Below are 18,091 nucleotides of genomic sequence, written 5' to 3' on the forward strand. Positions count from 1 at the left end.
GCTCAACAACTAGAAATATGGACTTGTTGACGAACTCTTTTTAGACCAGTCGAGTTCTTTCCCGCTCCCTAATCAACTGACTTCAAGGCCTCCAGCATATCCACCTTTCTCAGATGGTGATTGACATACCAACCAAGAGCAGCCAAAATTCCACTAATGGCTAAGATAGGAATGAGATAGACTTCTAGTCCGACAGATGGATTGAAGCGGATACTGTCCGAGCCAATCATGGCAAGAAGGAGCTTGTGGAGATAAATACCGCCAACCAGTCCAACCAACATACCAATCAGCGAAAGGGCAATGGTTTCACGATAGATGTACATGGTCACCTCTTTATTGTGGAAGCCCAGTACCTTGATAGTGGATAATTCACGAATCCGTTCGGACATATTGATAATTGTAAGGTTGTAAAGAATAACCAAGCCAAGCAAGATGGATAGAATGACTAGAATGGTCATGATGGTCTGAAGCGAGCCCGCAATCGTGGTAAGCATGTCTATAAGAGAAGTATTTTGAACCAAACTTCTGACTGCTGGCATCGCTAGGAGTTGACTTGCAAGAGTCTGAATATGCCCCAACTGACTGTCTTTCAACTGAACCAGATAGGCATTGGCAGTCTTCTGCTTGCCGGTCACTTGTTCGTAGTAGCTATCTGTCATATAGATAAAATGCCCTGCGTACATATCAGCCACAGCCTCTACCCTGACTGAAACTTCCTTATCTTCCAAGGTCAGTGATAACTTATCACCAACAGAGACCCCGTAGATTTGCGCCAATTTTTCTGTGAGAACAATCCCCCTGTCACTCAGCTGGATAGCTTTACCAGAAGAATTTTCAAGACTGACTAGATTTCCAAAATCCCGACGGTCTGAAATGTAGAGACTAATCGATAAATTCTTTCTCTGACCGTTTTCTTCCACCGTTTGATGGAGCTGTTCAAAAGCCACTGGCAAGGATTGCCGAACCTGATCTGACTGAAGAAAATGTGTTAACTTATCCAACTCTTCCTCAGTAGCTCTGCTATTTTCCACCACCAACATATCATAATGGATCAGCTTCCCAAACTGTCGTTGGACAACTCCTGAAATAGAGGAACGGATACCCAGTCCTCCAAAAAGAAGGGCGACGGTCCCTGCTACTCCAAAGATGGTCATAAGCATACGAAGCTTGTAGCGGAAGATATTGCGGGCTGTCACCTTGTGGGTGAAGCTCAGGCGGGACCAGATAGCTGGCCATTTTTCTAGCCAAATGCTGGAGCCTGTAACCGGTGGCTTAGGTAAAAGTAGCTGAGCAGGTTTTTCTGTCAGCTCCCGACGAGCCACCAAGTAAGCTGGCAGGACCGAGGAAGCCAAAGACAGAAGCAAGGCTAAACCTGTCCAAAGGGGATAAAAATGAAGTTTAGCTGGTCCAATCACGGTTGTCTGCGTAATAATGTCGGAAATAAGTGGAGACAAGAGGAGATTACCTGCTATTATACCGACTATTGTTCCTACCAGACCTGCCGCTAAACCATAGAGAATGAACTTAGCCATAATCTGTCTATTCGTATAACCAACGGCCTTGAGGATACCTGACTGTGTTCGCTCTTCATCGACAAAACGGGCCATGGTGGTAAAAGTCACTAGAGCTGCGACAAGGTAGAGAACAACTGGGAAGACATTGCCCACTGCAGCAATAGACCTAGTCGCATTGCTATAGGTAGTATAGCCATCCCCACCTGGTAGGCTTGATCGAGTATAGACCTGATAGGGCGCTTTTTCCAGCTTACTTAAGTCGGATTTAGCCTGAGCAATCTCAGTTTGAGCTTGGCTAATTTCTTGATCGGCCGTGGCTTTCTTATCAGAAAATTGGGATTGAGCTTGACTTAACTCTTTATCAGCCTCCTCCAAACGGAGTTCTTCCTGACGGAGCAGTTGATTTGAAGACTCTAACTGACTCAGTCCCCATTCATAGTCTTCTACTCCTTTATTGTAGGCTACAATGCCTTGTTCATACTGACTCAAACCTGCTTGATAACGGGCCAAACCTGCCTGATAGTCTTGATTCCAAGTTTGGTACTGGGCTAGATTGCTATTGTATTCATTTTGTTTGGTTTGATAGTAATCATAACCTTGTAAATAGGCTTGGTTGGCCTGCTCATGTGCAGATTCCATTTGGTCTAATCGGCTTTTCTCAACATCCAAACCTTCCTGTCTAGCCAATAAGTCAGGATAGTCTGAGAGGGTTTGGCCTTCTTGCAAGTGATTGGCAATTTCAAGGTCTAACTCTTTCTGAGCTTGAAACCAACTAGCTCGCCCTGTGGAAATCTGAGATGCGGTCTGACTCAGTTGGGCATTTTGGGAATCCAGTTGCTGTTTGGCACTTTCCAAGCGTTGAGCAGTTTCAAGTAGTCCCTCGTGACTTACATCCAAAAAAGATTTGCTTTGGTCTAGTTTATCCTTCTGGCTGTCCAACTCTTTTTTACTTTCATCCAATTGAAACTTGGTTTGCAACAATTGAGCAAGGACGGTCCGCAATTCCATTTCCGACTGAACTAGTTTGGCCCTACCACGCGCAAATTCACTGCGACCACTTGCGAGCTGGTCTTTCCCAGATGCCAATTCTCCTGCTGCTTGATCCAGCTGAGATTGAGCTTGGCCTATCTCTGCTTCTCCCTTATCAATTTCCGTTTGCCCTTCTGCTTGAATGGTTTCCAACCGCTGTTCATCATTATCTGCTAATAACTTTTCGAGGTCTTCTTGGTGTTGGTCCAGTTTCTCTTGATAGGCCTGACTGTAATATGGTAAATCAACCAAATCATCATAGCGAATACGGGCAATAGTGTAAACTTCTGATTTGAAGGTATCCTGACTAACAAGGCCATAGCCACCTAACTGCCCATCACCACTTGCAGCCATGCCCATGGTTTCATTGTCCCAAATTTCTGCTGATGCGACAAAGCCCACAAGAGTAAAACTCGTCTGTGTCAAGATTTTTCCATCCTTATCAGACTCCATCACTTGAACAGTATCGTCCAATTTGTACCGATTTTTGAAAGAAGCTGATAGGGCTATTTGCCCCTTTTGACTGGGCATTTCCCCTTCTACTAGCTTATAGGTCGATAGGGTCTTGGGAGCTGAAAACAGCCGAATTGCAGTCTGGCCTTCATTAGTAACCACATCTTTAAAGTAGCCCGCTTCAAGAGTAGCACCTTCTATCGTTTCTAATTCGTCAAGGTCAGCTTGACTAAGTCCCAGACCTGAAATTACCGCCAAATCCATCGTTCGATGACTGGCTATATAGGCTTGGGCCGTCTTTTCCATATTGGGAGCTGTTACTTTCAGACCTGTCAAAGCTAGAGCTCCTAGCATCATCAGGCTAAAAATGGATAAAAAACGTCCCTTGGAAGAAAGCAGAGATTGTCTCATATCCTTCCAGTAGATTTTCTTTTTCATAGTTTCACCCACTAATATTCTAGACTAGCAATGTCCTGCGGATCTGCATTCATCTCTACCGAATGCACTCGGGCATCCCGCATCCGAATGACCCTGTCTGCAATAGGGGCCAGTGAGCTATTGTGGGTCACGATAATCACCGTAGCTCCTCGCTTGCGGGACATATTTTGCAGGATTTGCAAGACCTGCTTACCTGTTTGGTAATCCAGAGCGCCAGTTGGTTCATCGCAAAGTAAAATTTTAGGCTTTTTGGCAACGGCACGGGCAATGGCCACACGTTGCTGCTCACCACCTGAAAGCTGAGCAGGGAAATTATTGATTCGGTGACCGAGTCCAACTTGTTCCAAGACTTCCTCAGCATCCAAGGCATCCTTGACAATCTCGGCTGCCAGTTCCACATTTTCCTTGGCGGTCAGATTGGCAACCAAGTTATAAAATTGAAAGACAAAACCTACATCATCTCTACGATAATTGGTCAGTTCATGACTAGACAGCTTGGCAATGTCCACACCGTCCACCCAGACCTCCCCCTCATCGTTGCTGTCCATGCCTCCCAAGATATTGAGCAGAGTGGATTTACCCGCACCAGATGAGCCAAGAATGATGACCAGCTCACCCTGTTCAATCTCAAAGGACACGCTGTCATTGGCCACAATGGTCGCATCCCCCATCTGATAATATTTCGAAGAATTCTTTACTTGGATATAGGACATGGTACACCTCGCTTTTCTTAGTAATATTATAACATAAAGAGGCTGGGACAAAAGTCCTGGCCTCCTTAGTTTTTTTCAATAGTTAAACTTGACGCAGTGGTTGAGTGGGCTCTAATTAGCTGATTTTATCAGCTTTTACAGCCCTACTCAACTGTGCGGGGGTGGGCTAACGACTCATCGAACCCTGCGGGTTACCGATTTTTGTCCCACTCCCTTAACATCTATTATACTTGGGCAATGGCAGAGCCACCATAGAGTTTGAGTTCTTCTCTGATCGTTTGGTAGTAATAGCGATCGAAGGCCTGCCAAGCCTGCCTGCTAGTCTCACTCAACCGCAGGTCGCCCAGTCCAACTAGAAAACTGGTCGAACGATAAAATTTCTCAATCGCAATCAGTTCTGTATTGGTGACCATTTTAGCCTCCGACAATATGCGTGTCGTCTCTGTCAGATTATGTTGCAATCGCTGCTCATCAGCTGTCCCCCGCTTATCTGCTTGAAAGGCCTGATTCAAGTCTTGAATGAGGGCCAAAACGTCTTGAATAATCTGTGTCTTTTCCATAAAAGACCCTCCTTGTTTTTAATAAATTTAGTATATCAAATTAGACAAAAATATTCAAGTCCCTTACTTTTTCATAATATTGATGACCCCAGGATCAAATCCATCAGAAGTTCTCGTAACGGTTCGTTTAAGGGGAATGATTACTATTGCAATTGCGAGAAACAGACACACGAATTTAATTATCCGTTTCATACATACCTCCTTTTTAATATAACTAATTTTTCACTATATTTCCTTACCCATTGTTACTAAAAAATTCTTCAATGACAAATATAACTTTGTATTTCCTTGTAACTTGTATAAAACTAGTGCCTGCTCATACAGATCTAAAACTTCATCTTCTCTCAATAAGCCTTTGCTGATATTCCCCAACAAACATAGTAAATCTGGCAATAAAAAACTACTATTATAAGCATTCAATTGGTTGATCAGCTCTGTCACTTCATCTAAAGCTAAGTTCGTCTGTTTTCGTTTTAGAAGAAATCTAGCATAATTGTAACCAATCTTTATATAGGCTTGAAAGTCGGCATTGATTGATAAATCAAGCTTATTCACCTCTGATTTTACATTGCTGATTAACTCCATATATTTGTCATCTTCACCAACTTCACCTAGAAAAATAGTGTAACTGTTCAAAAAATCTAAATAAAAATAGTAATGAGGAGCGATAATGGCACTTAGTCTATCAAACTCTTTTGTCGCAAAATCCCTTTCATTGTATAAGTAAAATTGAACCAAGATAAAAATATAATCTAAATAAGCCTTATCTTCCTCATTCAATAAGTGCCTGCTTTCCACCTCTTTCACATACAATTGTTCTACAATTTCATAATTTCTGAGAAGCAATTGTTGGGATAAAATAGTTCGTATTTTTCCTATACTATGTCTACTTTCTTGAACAAATTCCTCAAAAAAATAATTCATGGTCACACCCAGCCTATTAGACAATAGGAAAAGGATTTCCGATGAGGGAGAAAGGTTGGTATTTTCGATTCTACTAATCAAACTCTGTTCACAAATATCCTTAGCTAAGGCACTCTGAGTCAGTCCAAGTTCTTTTCTTCGTTGCTTAAAACGACTACCACTTATACTATTCATAACATACTCCAAATTTATTTAAGAATATTATACACTATTTCGAAATGAATTTATTCATTTTTATATTAAAATTTTCATTTTTATATTGACTATATTTAAAAAGATTAATATAATAGTATACAGAAAAGAGGTTTTCTACAAAAGAATGGAGAATATAACATAAAAAAGATTGTTTTGTGTTCAGCCTTGCTACTATCTATCATTAGCCCTATGCTAGTAACAACTACAACTCTATCTGTAAATGCTGAAACCTCGCTAAGAGTTGCAGCAATCCCTCGTTCCTATTACATTAACAGAAAATTTTTTGTAGTTCGTAATCTAACTCAAACTAGATACTACGCTGAATATCCACACGGTGTAAAGTACGATGGCTCTTTACGCTTAACCGATTATCAAAAAAAACAGTGACGGTAGTTACTTAGCCTACTATTCAGGTACTATCTCTAGATAAAAATTAAAATCTTCCCCTACAATCTCTTCTCTTTTGGAGGTATCTATGTTTCAAATTGAAGGAAAGCTATTTTTCCGTAGCAAAAAAAACTTAGTCGCTATCTTGATCATGCTGATTGCAATCCTAGCTAGTTCCTTTCTAGCAGGCTACCACAATCGGCAAGCTAAATTAAAGGTCAACCAACACTATGAACAGTCTATCCAAAATTTTGAAAACATCATTCAAGATTTAGAAACACAATATCAGAATCAAGCCCTCAGCGAAGAAGATTATCAGGCTGAAAAAACATTCTTTACAGACTATATCGCCAACTTCCAAAAGGAGATTGAGGCGGTCAAGAAGGAGGACTGGACCTATTTTTATGAGAAAAATATCCAGCACTATCAGCAGGATGGTCAATACATCAGCCTTTCCTACCAAAGCTATGATTTTACCCCACAAACCATCGAAAATACCTTCTTGATGTCCAAGTATCTGTTAGAAAAGGAGATACCCTCTGCCTTTCCAACTGAGCTTTACCTAACAGCCTTTGAACATCCCAAAACACCAACAGACAGAGAAACCGTCAAGAGCCTGGGCCAGCAGGCCTTAAAAGGTACCAGTCATGAAATCTGGCAGGGGCAAAAACAACTGGGACTAATCATCTCCCTTCCCCTCTTTCTCCTGGCTTTCACCAATTTTTTCATCAAGGACCAGCAGGGAACTAGCCGACAGATTCACCTTTTACAGACCCTAGGGCTAACTAGGATTCGAATTACAACCAATAAATACCTAGCCTTCCTAACACTATATACTGCCCTCTTTCTAACCCTCTATCTGAGCCATTTGCTCATCGCTTTTTTACTAAATGGCAATAGTAGCTGGATTTATCCCGTCACCACCTATATTAGTAAGAGAATTGATTCCAGCCTGATCCAAACAGCTATCAAACCTATTTACCAGGTCATCTTGCTAGCCTGTGGCATGCACTATCTCTACCTTCTATTTTTGCTGGGAGTGGCACAGACCTTGGCTAGAGTCTTAAAAAATGGACTGGCTGGACTGGTTGTCACACTAGGCATAGCTATCAGTGCCAACTTCTATCCCCATATCTTAAATCCATTCAGCCTTTGGAATGCAGGCAATCTGGCAGACGGAAGTGCTATCATCTACCATCAATTGACAGGATACAGCATTCCAAAAGTCTTCACAGTCCTGCTCATCAGTAACCTACTCATCTATTGCCTGCAATTCTATCTCCTGACAAGAAAAAGTGAGGTCTAACCATGCGATTATCCATACACAATTTGTGCAAATCCTACGGGAAAAAGAAAATACTAGACCAGCTAAACCTAGAACTGATGGAGCCTGGAATCTGGGCCTTGATTGGACCAAATGGAGCTGGAAAGACAACCCTCCTAGACTGCATTGCCAACCTGCAATCCTTTGATTCGGGAGAGATTTCAATAAATGGCAAAAAGCACGATAATACAAATGTCTACCAAACCTTTGCCTACCTGCAGGACAACCGTGTCCTCTACCCTGAATTGACGGGGCTGGAACACTTGCGGTTGGTCCAGACTATCCAAGATTTACCCAAAGAGCGGATTGAGGAAGTCATCCAAGAAATCGGTATCCGTGATTATGTGAATATCCCTGTCAAAAATTATTTCCTGGGAATGAAGCAACATCTCCTGCTGGCTATCGGTATAATGAACAAGCCCCAGGTCATGCTCTTGGATGAACCCTTGAACGGCTTGGACCCGACCAGCTACATTCAAACCCGAAAATTGCTCCAGAAACTAGCCAAAAATGGTTCAACCATTATCGTGTCTTCCCACCAATTAAACGAAGTAGACCAACTAACCGACCAACTGCTCTTTCTTAAACAGGGAAAAATCATTGAGTGGAAACTGGAACAGGTTGGGCGACAATATGCCATTCAGACTAGTGACAATCAGACAGTTTATCAGAAACTTAGACAAGTAAATGGATTGACTTTGGTCAATGATAGCATTCAGGTAGACACCAGTGTTCATAGTCTGCATTTCTACCTAGACCAAGTTATGACGTGTCAGGTAGAAATTTTGGATATTAGCGTTCAGGAGCACCAGTCCGAAGAAATCTATAAAGAACTATTTGAATAGGGAGGTCTGACTATGAATCTACTGCTCCTTTTCATTCTACGACTGAAACGCAATGCTATTTTTCTATCCCTGATAACCGCTATCGCCCTTATCCCATTTGCCATGTCCTATCGGAATGTTCTAGAGGCCGAAAACCTACGATTTGAGGATCGATCCCGTATCATACAAGTCAAAAAAGAAGCTGAAATTGTCTTGTATGCTGACGATAAGGAAGCTCAAGCCTTAGACCAGGAAAGCATGGATTATTATAAAAAACTCTTGGAACTGACGACCACCTACTTAGAAAAGGAACATATCCAAGGAAAAAGTCAGGAGGTCTTGGAAACGGAGTTAGAACTCTACCAGACCATGCAAAACTGGGAGGCAAACGGGCACAATATCAACCATTTTACGAACAGCGAACTGGCAGAACGTATCACAGTCCATAAAAAAGTTCTAGAGCAAACTCTTACCTTTCACTACCCTACTGCTCCCAAGGATTTTTATCTGACCTTGTTACAATTTCTTCCAGCTAGTAACTACATGATTCCTCTCGTCATCTGCTGTCTCTTAGCTTGGCTCCTCATGACTGACCTTTCTAAACATCGTGGCCTCCTCTTTATCAATGGACTAACTCCTAGCCAATATGCCACTAGCCTGACCTTACTTGCTCTTCTCCTCCAAGTTGCTATCTATGCTCTCATCCTGTTCATGCTACTTCTATTGGCACATCAGTTCCAATTTACCTTCCAAGAAAACTATCCTCTACTAGTCGGCACAAATACTCTATCTACCATATCTGTCAGGGAACAATTACAGAAACTCCTGCTGGTAATGGCTGGTGTGACAGGTTTCTATCTGACCTTTATCCGATTAGCAACTGCTAAAGTCCTACAAACATACAAGCGAAAATAGGCCACCTCGAAAATGGTGGCTTTTTGAATGCAAAAAACGATGCCCATTCAGACACCGTTATATATTCTTTTATTTAACAGCCTGCAAAGCCGCATCATAATCTGGATGTTCGTTGACATTGTCCAGGTATTCTACATAGGTGATTTCATTGTCGGCATTAAGGACAAAGACCGCACGCGCCAGCAAATTCCACTCTCGCATGAGCACACCATAGGATTTACCAAAGGCATGGTCATAGTAATCAGACAAGGTGATGGCATCTTCCAAACCTGCGGCGCCACACCAGCGTTTTTGAGCAAAGGGGAGGTCAGCTGAAATAGTGATGACAACCGTATTGTCACGATCAGCCAGTTCCTGATTAAAGCGACGGGTCTGGGTATCGCAAATCCCTGTATCAATAGAAGGCACCACACTGATCACCTTGGTCTGCTTGCCAAAGTCTTTCAGACTTTTCAGGCTCAAGTCATTTGCCATGAGGACAAAGTCAGGAGCCGTATCTCCCACTCGTAACTGCGGACCTACCAAGGTCACTGGTTTTCCAATAAAGGTTGTCATATCTATCTCCCTTGCACTTAATAAAACTATTGTAAGCGTTTCTGTAAAAAAATACCAGTTTTTTGACTGGTAATTTTAGTAAGTTATCTATCAAAATTTGCATTCTCTAGGTCTTCCTCAAGAATTTCAATAAAACGCTTGGCTATTGGGCTCAACACCACTCCTTTTTTCCAAAGAAGCTGCAAGCTATCCGTTGACAAATCTAGAGGACGAAAGACCAGTCCACTTCCATCATAGCTTGTTTCAACAATTCCGTCCAAACAAAGAGCAATCCCAACCCCTGCTTTCACCAATAAAGAGGCATTATAGAGGAGATTATAAGTCGCTACTATTCGATAATCGCCTAATCCAGCAAAGATAGACTTATCAACATTGCTTTGGGAGGAAACAATCAAGGGATAGGCTAGAACATCGCTCAGCACTAGCTCTTCTTTAGAAGCTAAAGGATGAAAACGTGGGACTAGAATCCCCCAACTATCTCGGTTTACTAAAGGCAGACTGTCAAATTTTTTCGTTGAAAAACGGCCAAAGGTGATTCCAAGATCATGGATTCCATCCTGTAGTTGCTCTAAAATGTAATCTGCATTTCCACTTTGGATGTGCACTCTCGTATTGGGATACCGACTGGTTAAGCTTTCGATTGCTCTTGCAATAGGCTCCAAAGACTGACTTTCTGCTGCACCAATGTAAAGGTCACCAGAAATCATCTCCGTTGGGCGAAGAGCATCTTCTGTTTTTTTAACCAAACTGGTAATTTCCAATGCGCGATTATAGAGATATTGCCCTGCTTCTGTCAGCTGAATTTCTCTACTCCCACGATAAAACAAAATGGTGTCTAACTCTTGCTCCAATTCTTTTATTTGCCGTGATAAGGTGGGCTGAGTAATGTGTAAGCTCTGAGCCGCATTTGATATGGAGCCTGTTTGTACAATGGCAATAAAATAGGTCAATACACGAATATCCATCATCTACCTCCAACTTTTTTACTTTATTATACCATGCTCATAAGGCATATAAAACATATAAAATAGGTATTTGTAATATCTTTGTTTCCCTGATATGATAAGAGTCAAGAAATGGAGGAAGAAACATGAAATCAATAAAAATGACAGAAGAATGGGATAAAACATTTCCAAAGAGTGACAAGGTTGAACACCAAAAAGTGACCTTTCAAAATCATTTTGGTATCACCTTAGTGGCAGATCAGTACAAACCAAAACAGATTCAAGAGAAATTACCCGCCATTGCTGTTGCAGGTCCATTTGGAGCAGTTAAAGAACAGTCTTCCGGTCTCTATGCTCAAGAAATGGCGGAACGCGGCTTTTTAACCATTGCTTTCGACCCATCTTATACAGGAGAGTCCGGTGGTAACCCACGCTACATGAACTCACCTGACATCAATACAGAAGATTTTCAAGCAGCGATCGACTATCTATCTACCTTAGATGAGGTTGATACGGAAAACATTGCTATTATCGGAATCTGTGGTTGGGGAGGAATTGCCCTAAATGTCGCAGTCCTTGACCCTCGTGTCAAGGTGACCGTAGCATCCACTCTCTATGATTTGTCTCGCGTTACTAGAAAGGGTTATTTTGATGAATCCGATACAGAGGAGTCTCGCTATCAGATGCGTTTAGCACTTGCCAAACAACGGACTGAGGATTTCAAAAATCACAACTATCAACTTGCAGGGGGCGTGATTGACCCGCTACCAGATGATGCGCCACAATTTGTCAAAGATTATTATGCCTACTATAAAGAACCACGAGGCTACCATGAACGTAGCCTCAATTCAAATCAAGGATGGGCCATCCAAGCAGGTACAAGCCTCTTAAACACTCATCTACTAGATAGCATTGGAGAAACTAGAAATGCAGTCCTTGTTGTTCATGGTGACAAGGCGCATTCCTACTATATGGGCAAAGATGCTTTTGAACAATTGACAGGTGGCAACAAGCAGATGATAACAGTCGAAGGTGCAAGCCATACAGACCTCTATGATCAAATGGAAATTATTCCATTCGAGGAAATCGAGGCATTTATCCGCCAACACTTTGCATAAGAAAAGGAAAAGTTGCTATGATTGAAGCAGTTTTTAAGGAGTTTATTGATAGAGATCGCTTGGTGCCAGAAAAAGCTGGCCTACGCCAGCTCATATCCGATATTCAAAGAGAGAATCAGCCCCTTGTTCAAGAATTAAATACTTCCATTCAAACCGTTGACAGCACACGAAAACTCGTTGAAAAGCTCACATTGGAAAAGATTGACGAATCCGTTATCATCAATCCCCCTTTCCAAACAGATTTTGGCCGTCATATTCATTTCGGAAAGGATATCTACATCAACAAAGATGTCTTTATGGTAGACTTGGGAGGTATTTTTATTGAAGATCAGGTTTTGATTGGTCCCCGTGCTAAACTGATTTCCGTCAACCATCCCTTGAAAGCGGAGGATCGTCACAAGCTTGAACTCAAGTCTGTCCGCATCCAAGAAAATGCCTGGATAGGCGCAGATGCGACGATTTTACCTGGAGTGACAATTGGAAAGAATGCGGTGGTGGCTGCTGGTGCAATTGTCACAAAAGATGTACCTGACAATACGCTCGTTGCAGGCGTTCCTGCAAAGATAATAAAAACACTAATCTAAGAAAAAATCCCTGTAGACTGATAGAAGATAGGCTCTCCAGTCTGTAGGGATTTTTAGCAATGATATCTGTCAGAAAACTAATTGTCTATTTTCACCCTTTTCAATCGCAGAGCGTTCAAGACGACTGACACTGAGCTGAGGGCCATGGCTGCACCTGCAAACATAGGATTGAGCAGGGGTCCACCAAATGCATGTAACAGACCCATGGCGATTGGAATACCGATCACATTGTAGGCAAAGGCCCAGAAGAGATTTTGCTTGATGGTCCGCATGGTTGCCTGGCTGAGTTTGACAGCCTTGACCACATCCAAAATATCACTATGCATGAGGACAATGTCGGCAGACTCAATAGCAATATCAGTCCCTGAACCAATGGCTAGACCCATATGGGCTTGAGCTAGAGCTGGGGCATCGTTGATGCCATCCCCCACCATAGCGACTGTCTTGCCCTGTTCTTGTAAGTGCTTGACTTGGTTGGCCTTGTCATCTGGCAGGACCTGACTGACCACCTGCTCAATGCCGACTTCCTTGGCAATGGCTTTGGCAGTTTTTTCATTATCTCCTGTCAGCATGACCACTTCTAATCCCATAGCTTGCAGAGCCTGGACAGCCTGACGGCTGGTCTCTTTTACTTTATCAGCAATGGCAATGACTGCTAGTAATTCTTGCTGGCTGGCTAGGAAAACAGGCGTCTTAGCTTGATGGGCAAATGTTTCCGCAACTGCACGTCCTTTGGAAACATCAATTCCCTGTTCCCGCATCAACCGTTCATTTCCCAGATAGATGGTCCGCTCTGCTATTGTCACCGAAAGACCACGACCTGAAAGTGCCTGAAAATCGGTGGCAGGCAAGAGATCAATCTTTTCTGTCTGAGCTGCTTGCAGGAGGGCCAGAGCCAATGGATGCTCAGAAAATTGCTCGCTACTTGCTGCCAACTGGAGGACCTGCTCACGATTTTTAGTAGATAAGAGATGAACGTCTGTCACCTGGGGCTTGCCCTCAGTAATAGTCCCAGTCTTGTCGAAGACAATGGTGTTCACGCCTTGTAGGGTTTCAATAGCTTGACCAGACTTGAACAAAAGACCGTTTTCTGCCCCTTTTCCAGTCCCAACCATGATAGCCGTAGGGGTTGCCAGACCCAGAGCACAAGGGCAGGCGATGACCAAGACGGCGATGATGATGCTTAATGAAAAAATCCATGATTCTTGATCCAAGAAGTACCAGGCCAGACCGGACAAGAGAGCCAAGCCCATGACGACTGGTACAAATATGGCAGAAACTTGGTCAGCCAATTTGGAGATAGGTGCCTTAGACCCTTGAGCCTCTTCTACCAAGCGAATTATCTGAGCTAGAGTCGTATCACGACCAACCTTGGTAGCCTGCATGGTAATGGCGCCTTGCTGGTTAAGGGTGCCGCCAAAAACATTATCGCCTAGAGCTTTCTTCACTGGTAGGCTCTCACCCGTCAGCATAGACTCATCCACACGTGTTTGGCCTTCGAGAACCTGACCATCAACAGGAATCTGCTGACCTGGACGAACAATGACCTGGTCACCGACCACCACTTCTTCAATCGGCACTTGTATTTCCTGACCATTTCGCAAGACCTGAGCCGTCTTAGGAGCCAGATCCATCAATTTCTTAATGGCCTCAGAAGTCTGACCTTTGGCTCTAGCTTCAAAATATTTTCCTAGGGTAATCAAGGTCAAGATAACGGCGGCTGATTCAAAATACAGTTCTGGATGGTGACCGTGCATGGCCACTTCTTTCCCCATCAGAAGAAACGCAATCATCAAAAGACCTTGAACCAAGGCTGCCCCTGTCCCAACAGCAATCAAGGAATCCATATTTGGATGGCCTTGCAAGAGAGTTTTAAAGCCTTTTTGGAAAAAACTGCGTCCGATATAGAGGATAGGGATGAGCAAGATGACTTGGCTGATCGCATAGACTAGCGGTTGGTGGAGCAAAGCTGGTAATGGAAACCCACCCCAAGGCAACATAGGCCCCATAGCAATATAGAGCAATGGAAGAGTAAATGCTGCTGACCAGACAAATCGATGCCACAGCTTTTCTTCCTTGCTCGGTCCCTTGTCCGCAGCCTCTTCTACTTCTTCTGGTCGAATTAGCTGATAACCTGCCTGCTCAACTGCTCTTTCAAGACTGGCTGGATTTTGCCTATGACGGCTATAACGGATAGTCGCCTTTTCTGTTGCCAGATTGACAGTGACCTCTTCTACACCCTCTAGTTTTCCCAGAGCTTTTTCAACCGTCATGGCACAAGAAGCACAGGTCATACCTGCAATATCATAAGACTCGGTCACCAAGCTATCGACTAGCTGGTACCCCGCCTTTTCAACTGCCTGACGAATATCCTCTAGTCCCAAAAGCTTTTCATCATAGCTAACACTCAATTTTTCAGTCGCTAGGTTGACACTAGCTTCTTCCATTCCTGCTAATTTACCAACAGCCTTTTCAACTGTCAGAGCACAGGAAGCACAGGTCATACCTTGAATGGGATAGCTTGCTTGTTTCATAGGTTACTCCTTTTCTGACTACATCTGTAAACAAATTATACAATATACGACTACATTTGTAAACAAAATTGTTTCAAAAAAGTAGATTGAATTCAATCCAACCTACTTTTACATATTCATTTATTCTTTACTGGATTTTTTCCGATGAAGAAAAATTGCTGTTAAAATTCCTGCAACACCTAGCGCCACCAACAAGAGGCTGACTTGCTCACCTGTACTAGGAAGACTTGATTTACCTTTTTTATTGGTAGGTGTTACTTTCTTATCTGAAGACACTACTGTTCCGCTGGAGGAGGAAGTATCCGTAGCTCCTCCTGTGTCAGAAGCACTTGTAGACTGACTTGTACTGGTTGAGGTTTCGGTACCACTTGATGATGGCTCAGTGCTGGTCGATGGGGCAGTACTACTTGATGATGGTTCGGTACTGCTTGATGAGTCGGTGCTGCTGGATGACGGAGTTGTTGCTGCTTCAATTTTTGCCATCATTTCAGCTTCAACAGCTTTTAGTTGGGCAAAAATCTCTGCCGAACGAGCCAAGGTTTCCTCGGTTACAGTTGGAGCCAGGGCTACAGCTGCATCTTCTGAAAGTCCAGCATATTGAGCATCAAGAGCGACCTGTGCAGCAATCCAGTCATTTTCAAGAGCAATCCATTTTTCTTGAATCGATGTACCAAATAACTCTGGGTGTGAGATGGCCATCTTATCAATATTTTGTACCGTCCAGTACCATGAATTCGTGTCATAAGAAGCTGAGCGATTTTTAAAGGCTTCATAAGTATCCGTCACAATACCATAGAATGGAACATACGGTGTATTCCTTGTCTGAGCCAAGCCCAACCACACTGTACCACCGAAGGCTGATGGTAAGCTACTATTGATCTGATAAACATGGGCATCGATGACGTTTTCATTACCAAGAGCGTATTTATAAGTCGTATCTGCCGCTTGGTCATTCGCACCATTATCCCCTTGTTTTACCTTGCCTGCTTCATCGTCTGGACGAAATTCTGGAAGATGTTCAAAACGGTTACGTTGTAAGGCAAAGGTATCTTGTAAACTAAAGCGACGACTTGGATCTGTTGGCTGACGTAGCAAATCATACACAGCATCTTCATAGGTTACAGGCGATGCTGGATCCATCAATTTAATACCTGCATACACGCGGGAACGGTCTGCTTCAGCATAAGTTGCAGGACCGTATGATTTAGCGATATGGAACTGCCCATCGACTGTCACATAATTATCCGCTTGCTTGGCTACTTCTTCAACCTTTGCAGAAGCAATCACATTTTCTGTATCGGTAAAATCAACATGACCTAGATAGTAAGTATTTGCAAAAATTGCATACTTGTCTTCAGGGAACTTGATGGCTACGTATTGGTGTCCTGACAAGATTTCCATGTACCAAACTTCATTTTTGTCAGCAATAATAACAATATTCCCTTCTGCTGAGCCTTTTTCATCGATTGTCTTTGCAATCAACTCAACACCTTCACGCGCACTAGTGACCCTAGGAAGAACATAATCAATCAAAATTGGTTCTCCCAGCCCTCCAGCTTCAACTAGAGGATCAACTGCCAAGACTTTAGCATTTGGAATAGCTGTTACAGTAGCAGTCATGGATACGCCTTTTTCATTAAAACCATGCGCCCCATAATTACCATTTGAACCATCCCCACGCGCCGCATCAGGCGTAGAGGTGTACTTGAACTCATTTGCCAAGTGTGGTGCTGTAAAACCAAATGTCTCATCCACCAACATATCTCCCTCAGCATAGCTTGCTGCAGGAACCACAATATAATTTTTATTGTGCGCTCCATTATCTGGTGGATAGGGATAATCTTCCGTTCTACCATAAAGGATAGAACCATCCGTTGTCAACCCTTTCCCAATGATAAAGCCTGAGCAAGCTTGAACAAGTTGAGCAGGGAATAGGCAAACCAACATTAGAAATGTGGCTATACGAACAAAAGTCTTTTTCATAGACTTCTCCTTTCATATAATAAAATACCCATTTACACATATATTGTAACGCAAAAGCACCTGCCTTGCAAGTGCTTTCAGATATATTTTACACATTTTTTCTAGCCAACATGGTCGCAAACCGCATCTTAAGGAAATTGCCATTCTCATCACGCTTATGAAGTTGACCAAAATCTTCATTGTATTTGACCAGTTCCCAGTCACGGTAGTATTCCTTCAACTCACCTGCTCCAAAAGTAAAGGAGAAATTCATAGGACAGGGCGCATCTTCCGTATCCATAGCCGCCACAATCAAGTTATAGCCACCAGGTCGTGTCTGCTCCTGCATATTGTGGATAATGGCTGGCACCCGATCCCGCTCCAAGAACATAAAGACCACTGTTGAGATAATCCAGTCGTAATCCTGCTCCAGACTAGCTGAGTTAATATCGTAAGTCCCAGCCTGCAAGTCCAAGTCCTCCACTTCCTTGACCTGCAAGAGTGTCCGAATACTTGGCACATCCTTATCAACTGCCGTCACCTCAAATCCCTGCTGAGCCAAGTAGAGACTGTTCCTGCCATGACCACAGCCCAAGTCCAAGACCTTACAAGGCTCAATTCTCTTCAAGGCCTCTAAGACTTCCGAATGCGTCCGTGTATAGTCATACTTTTTGGCAAAATAGTCTTCTGGTTGACAGAAAAATTCCAAGAAAAACTCCGTATCCTCTGTCAATAAAGTCACCCGATGCCAAGCCTGTGGCTCAACAAAGGGAATCTCATCTGTCGGACCATAGACATATTCTCCCAAAATCTCATTATCATCTGAAATCGGCTCAAATTTGAGCTGACCTCTCAAGACCTTGATTTTGGCCCAAGTACCCACCTTGGTATTGTGCTTGGTCAAAAAATGCTGGGGAACCGTATCCTGATTCCAAATGGGCATGCGTTTGTAAGGAACTAAAACCGTCATTATCTCTCCTTTTCTTTCCGATACACTTAGTCTATCACAAAGGAAATATGAATTCAAACCCATTTTTTTCTTGACTTGGAGTGAACTCCAAGGTATATAATATTCATATCAATTAGAAAGGATATTTACTGACAAGTAAGTATGGGAT

14 protein-coding genes are annotated in these 18,091 nt (G+C 42.9%); 5 read left to right on the forward strand and 9 right to left on the reverse strand.

Annotation, left to right across the window (positions count from 1 at the left end; translation table 11 throughout):
* Positions 1-68: 68 nt before the first annotated feature.
* From F9856_RS06340 to F9856_RS06355, 4 genes are all read right to left on the reverse strand, one after another.
* Complete coding sequence (locus F9856_RS06340; protein ID WP_236659565.1) at positions 69-3,434, reverse strand: FtsX-like permease family protein; 3,366 nt, start codon at positions 3,432-3,434, stop codon at positions 69-71.
* 11 nt (positions 3,435-3,445) lie between these two features.
* Positions 3,446-4,147, reverse strand: coding sequence for an ABC transporter ATP-binding protein (locus F9856_RS06345; protein ID WP_202106090.1), 702 nt, complete (start codon positions 4,145-4,147; stop codon positions 3,446-3,448).
* Positions 4,148-4,371: 224 nt separating this feature from the next.
* Positions 4,372-4,707, reverse strand: coding sequence for a helicase BlpT (locus F9856_RS06350; protein WP_099872358.1), 336 nt, complete (start codon positions 4,705-4,707; stop codon positions 4,372-4,374).
* Positions 4,708-4,932: 225 nt separating this feature from the next.
* Positions 4,933-5,805: a helix-turn-helix domain-containing protein gene (locus F9856_RS06355; RefSeq protein ID WP_202106091.1), complete on the reverse strand. Its 873-nt coding sequence runs from the start codon at positions 5,803-5,805 to the stop codon at positions 4,933-4,935.
* 496 nt (positions 5,806-6,301) lie between these two features.
* Here F9856_RS06355 and F9856_RS06360 point away from each other — a divergent pair, with 496 nt between their 5' ends.
* The 3 genes from F9856_RS06360 to F9856_RS06370 are packed head-to-tail and all read left to right on the forward strand — an operon-like array spanning position 6,302 to position 9,276.
* Entirely contained in the window at positions 6,302-7,519 is a 1,218-nt protein-coding gene (locus F9856_RS06360; protein ID WP_202106092.1) for a hypothetical protein, read from the forward strand.
* Positions 7,520-7,521: 2 nt separating this feature from the next.
* Positions 7,522-8,382: an ABC transporter ATP-binding protein gene (locus tag F9856_RS06365; RefSeq protein ID WP_202106093.1), complete on the forward strand. Its 861-nt coding sequence runs from the start codon at positions 7,522-7,524 to the stop codon at positions 8,380-8,382.
* 12 nt (positions 8,383-8,394) lie between these two features.
* On the forward strand, positions 8,395-9,276 hold the full coding sequence (locus F9856_RS06370; RefSeq protein ID WP_202106094.1) for a hypothetical protein: 882 nt from the start codon (positions 8,395-8,397) through the stop codon (positions 9,274-9,276).
* A 69-nt stretch (positions 9,277-9,345) separates the two neighbouring features.
* On the opposite strand, the gene tpx is transcribed toward F9856_RS06370, so the two are convergent.
* Positions 9,346-9,831, reverse strand: coding sequence for a thiol peroxidase (gene tpx, locus F9856_RS06375; RefSeq protein ID WP_044759406.1), 486 nt, complete (start codon positions 9,829-9,831; stop codon positions 9,346-9,348).
* 83 nt (positions 9,832-9,914) lie between these two features.
* The gene (locus F9856_RS06380; RefSeq protein WP_202106095.1) at positions 9,915-10,796 is read right to left on the reverse strand and encodes a LysR family transcriptional regulator; all 882 of its coding nucleotides are present in this window, start codon (positions 10,794-10,796) and stop codon (positions 9,915-9,917) included.
* A gap of 125 nt (positions 10,797-10,921) precedes the next feature.
* On the opposite strand from F9856_RS06380, the gene F9856_RS06385 reads away from it, so the two are divergent.
* Together F9856_RS06385 and F9856_RS06390 are read left to right on the forward strand one after the other, a co-directional pair.
* A complete protein-coding gene (locus F9856_RS06385) occupies positions 10,922-11,893 on the forward strand; it encodes an alpha/beta hydrolase (RefSeq protein ID WP_202106096.1) in 972 nt (323 codons plus the stop codon).
* A gap of 17 nt (positions 11,894-11,910) precedes the next feature.
* Positions 11,911-12,477: a sugar O-acetyltransferase gene (locus F9856_RS06390; RefSeq protein ID WP_202106097.1), complete on the forward strand. Its 567-nt coding sequence runs from the start codon at positions 11,911-11,913 to the stop codon at positions 12,475-12,477.
* A gap of 77 nt (positions 12,478-12,554) precedes the next feature.
* Here F9856_RS06390 and F9856_RS06395 read toward each other — a convergent pair whose 3' ends face one another.
* From F9856_RS06395 to tehB, 3 genes are all read right to left on the reverse strand, one after another.
* Positions 12,555-15,011, reverse strand: coding sequence for a heavy metal translocating P-type ATPase (locus F9856_RS06395; RefSeq protein ID WP_202106098.1), 2,457 nt, complete (start codon positions 15,009-15,011; stop codon positions 12,555-12,557).
* Between the two features lie 120 nt (positions 15,012-15,131).
* Positions 15,132-16,994, reverse strand: coding sequence for a C69 family dipeptidase (locus F9856_RS06400; protein WP_202106099.1), 1,863 nt, complete (start codon positions 16,992-16,994; stop codon positions 15,132-15,134).
* A gap of 88 nt (positions 16,995-17,082) precedes the next feature.
* Positions 17,083-17,943, reverse strand: coding sequence for an SAM-dependent methyltransferase TehB (gene tehB, locus F9856_RS06405; RefSeq protein WP_202106100.1), 861 nt, complete (start codon positions 17,941-17,943; stop codon positions 17,083-17,085).
* Positions 17,944-18,091: the final 148 nt, after the last annotated feature.

The organism is Streptococcus suis (genome assembly GCF_016743335.1).
In the GTDB taxonomy this organism is placed as follows: Bacteria; Bacillota; Bacilli; order Lactobacillales; family Streptococcaceae; genus Streptococcus; species Streptococcus suis_Y.

Excerpts from the sequence above, each read along its gene's own strand:
- F9856_RS06340 (WP_236659565.1), bottom strand. The coding sequence starts at position 3,434 with ATGAAAAAGAAAATCTACTGGAAGGATATGAGACAATCTCTGCTTTCT.
- F9856_RS06345 (WP_202106090.1), bottom strand. The coding sequence starts at position 4,147 with ATGTCCTATATCCAAGTAAAGAATTCTTCGAAATATTATCAGATGGGG.
- F9856_RS06350 (WP_099872358.1), bottom strand. The coding sequence starts at position 4,707 with ATGGAAAAGACACAGATTATTCAAGACGTTTTGGCCCTCATTCAAGAC.
- F9856_RS06355 (WP_202106091.1), bottom strand. The coding sequence starts at position 5,805 with ATGAATAGTATAAGTGGTAGTCGTTTTAAGCAACGAAGAAAAGAACTT.
- F9856_RS06360 (WP_202106092.1), top strand. The coding sequence starts at position 6,302 with ATGTTTCAAATTGAAGGAAAGCTATTTTTCCGTAGCAAAAAAAACTTA.
- F9856_RS06365 (WP_202106093.1), top strand. The coding sequence starts at position 7,522 with ATGCGATTATCCATACACAATTTGTGCAAATCCTACGGGAAAAAGAAA.
- F9856_RS06370 (WP_202106094.1), top strand. The coding sequence starts at position 8,395 with ATGAATCTACTGCTCCTTTTCATTCTACGACTGAAACGCAATGCTATT.
- tpx (WP_044759406.1), bottom strand. The coding sequence starts at position 9,831 with ATGACAACCTTTATTGGAAAACCAGTGACCTTGGTAGGTCCGCAGTTA.
- F9856_RS06380 (WP_202106095.1), bottom strand. The coding sequence starts at position 10,796 with ATGGATATTCGTGTATTGACCTATTTTATTGCCATTGTACAAACAGGC.
- F9856_RS06385 (WP_202106096.1), top strand. The coding sequence starts at position 10,922 with ATGAAATCAATAAAAATGACAGAAGAATGGGATAAAACATTTCCAAAG.
- F9856_RS06390 (WP_202106097.1), top strand. The coding sequence starts at position 11,911 with ATGATTGAAGCAGTTTTTAAGGAGTTTATTGATAGAGATCGCTTGGTG.
- F9856_RS06395 (WP_202106098.1), bottom strand. The coding sequence starts at position 15,011 with ATGAAACAAGCAAGCTATCCCATTCAAGGTATGACCTGTGCTTCCTGT.
- F9856_RS06400 (WP_202106099.1), bottom strand. The coding sequence starts at position 16,994 with ATGAAAAAGACTTTTGTTCGTATAGCCACATTTCTAATGTTGGTTTGC.
- tehB (WP_202106100.1), bottom strand. The coding sequence starts at position 17,943 with ATGACGGTTTTAGTTCCTTACAAACGCATGCCCATTTGGAATCAGGAT.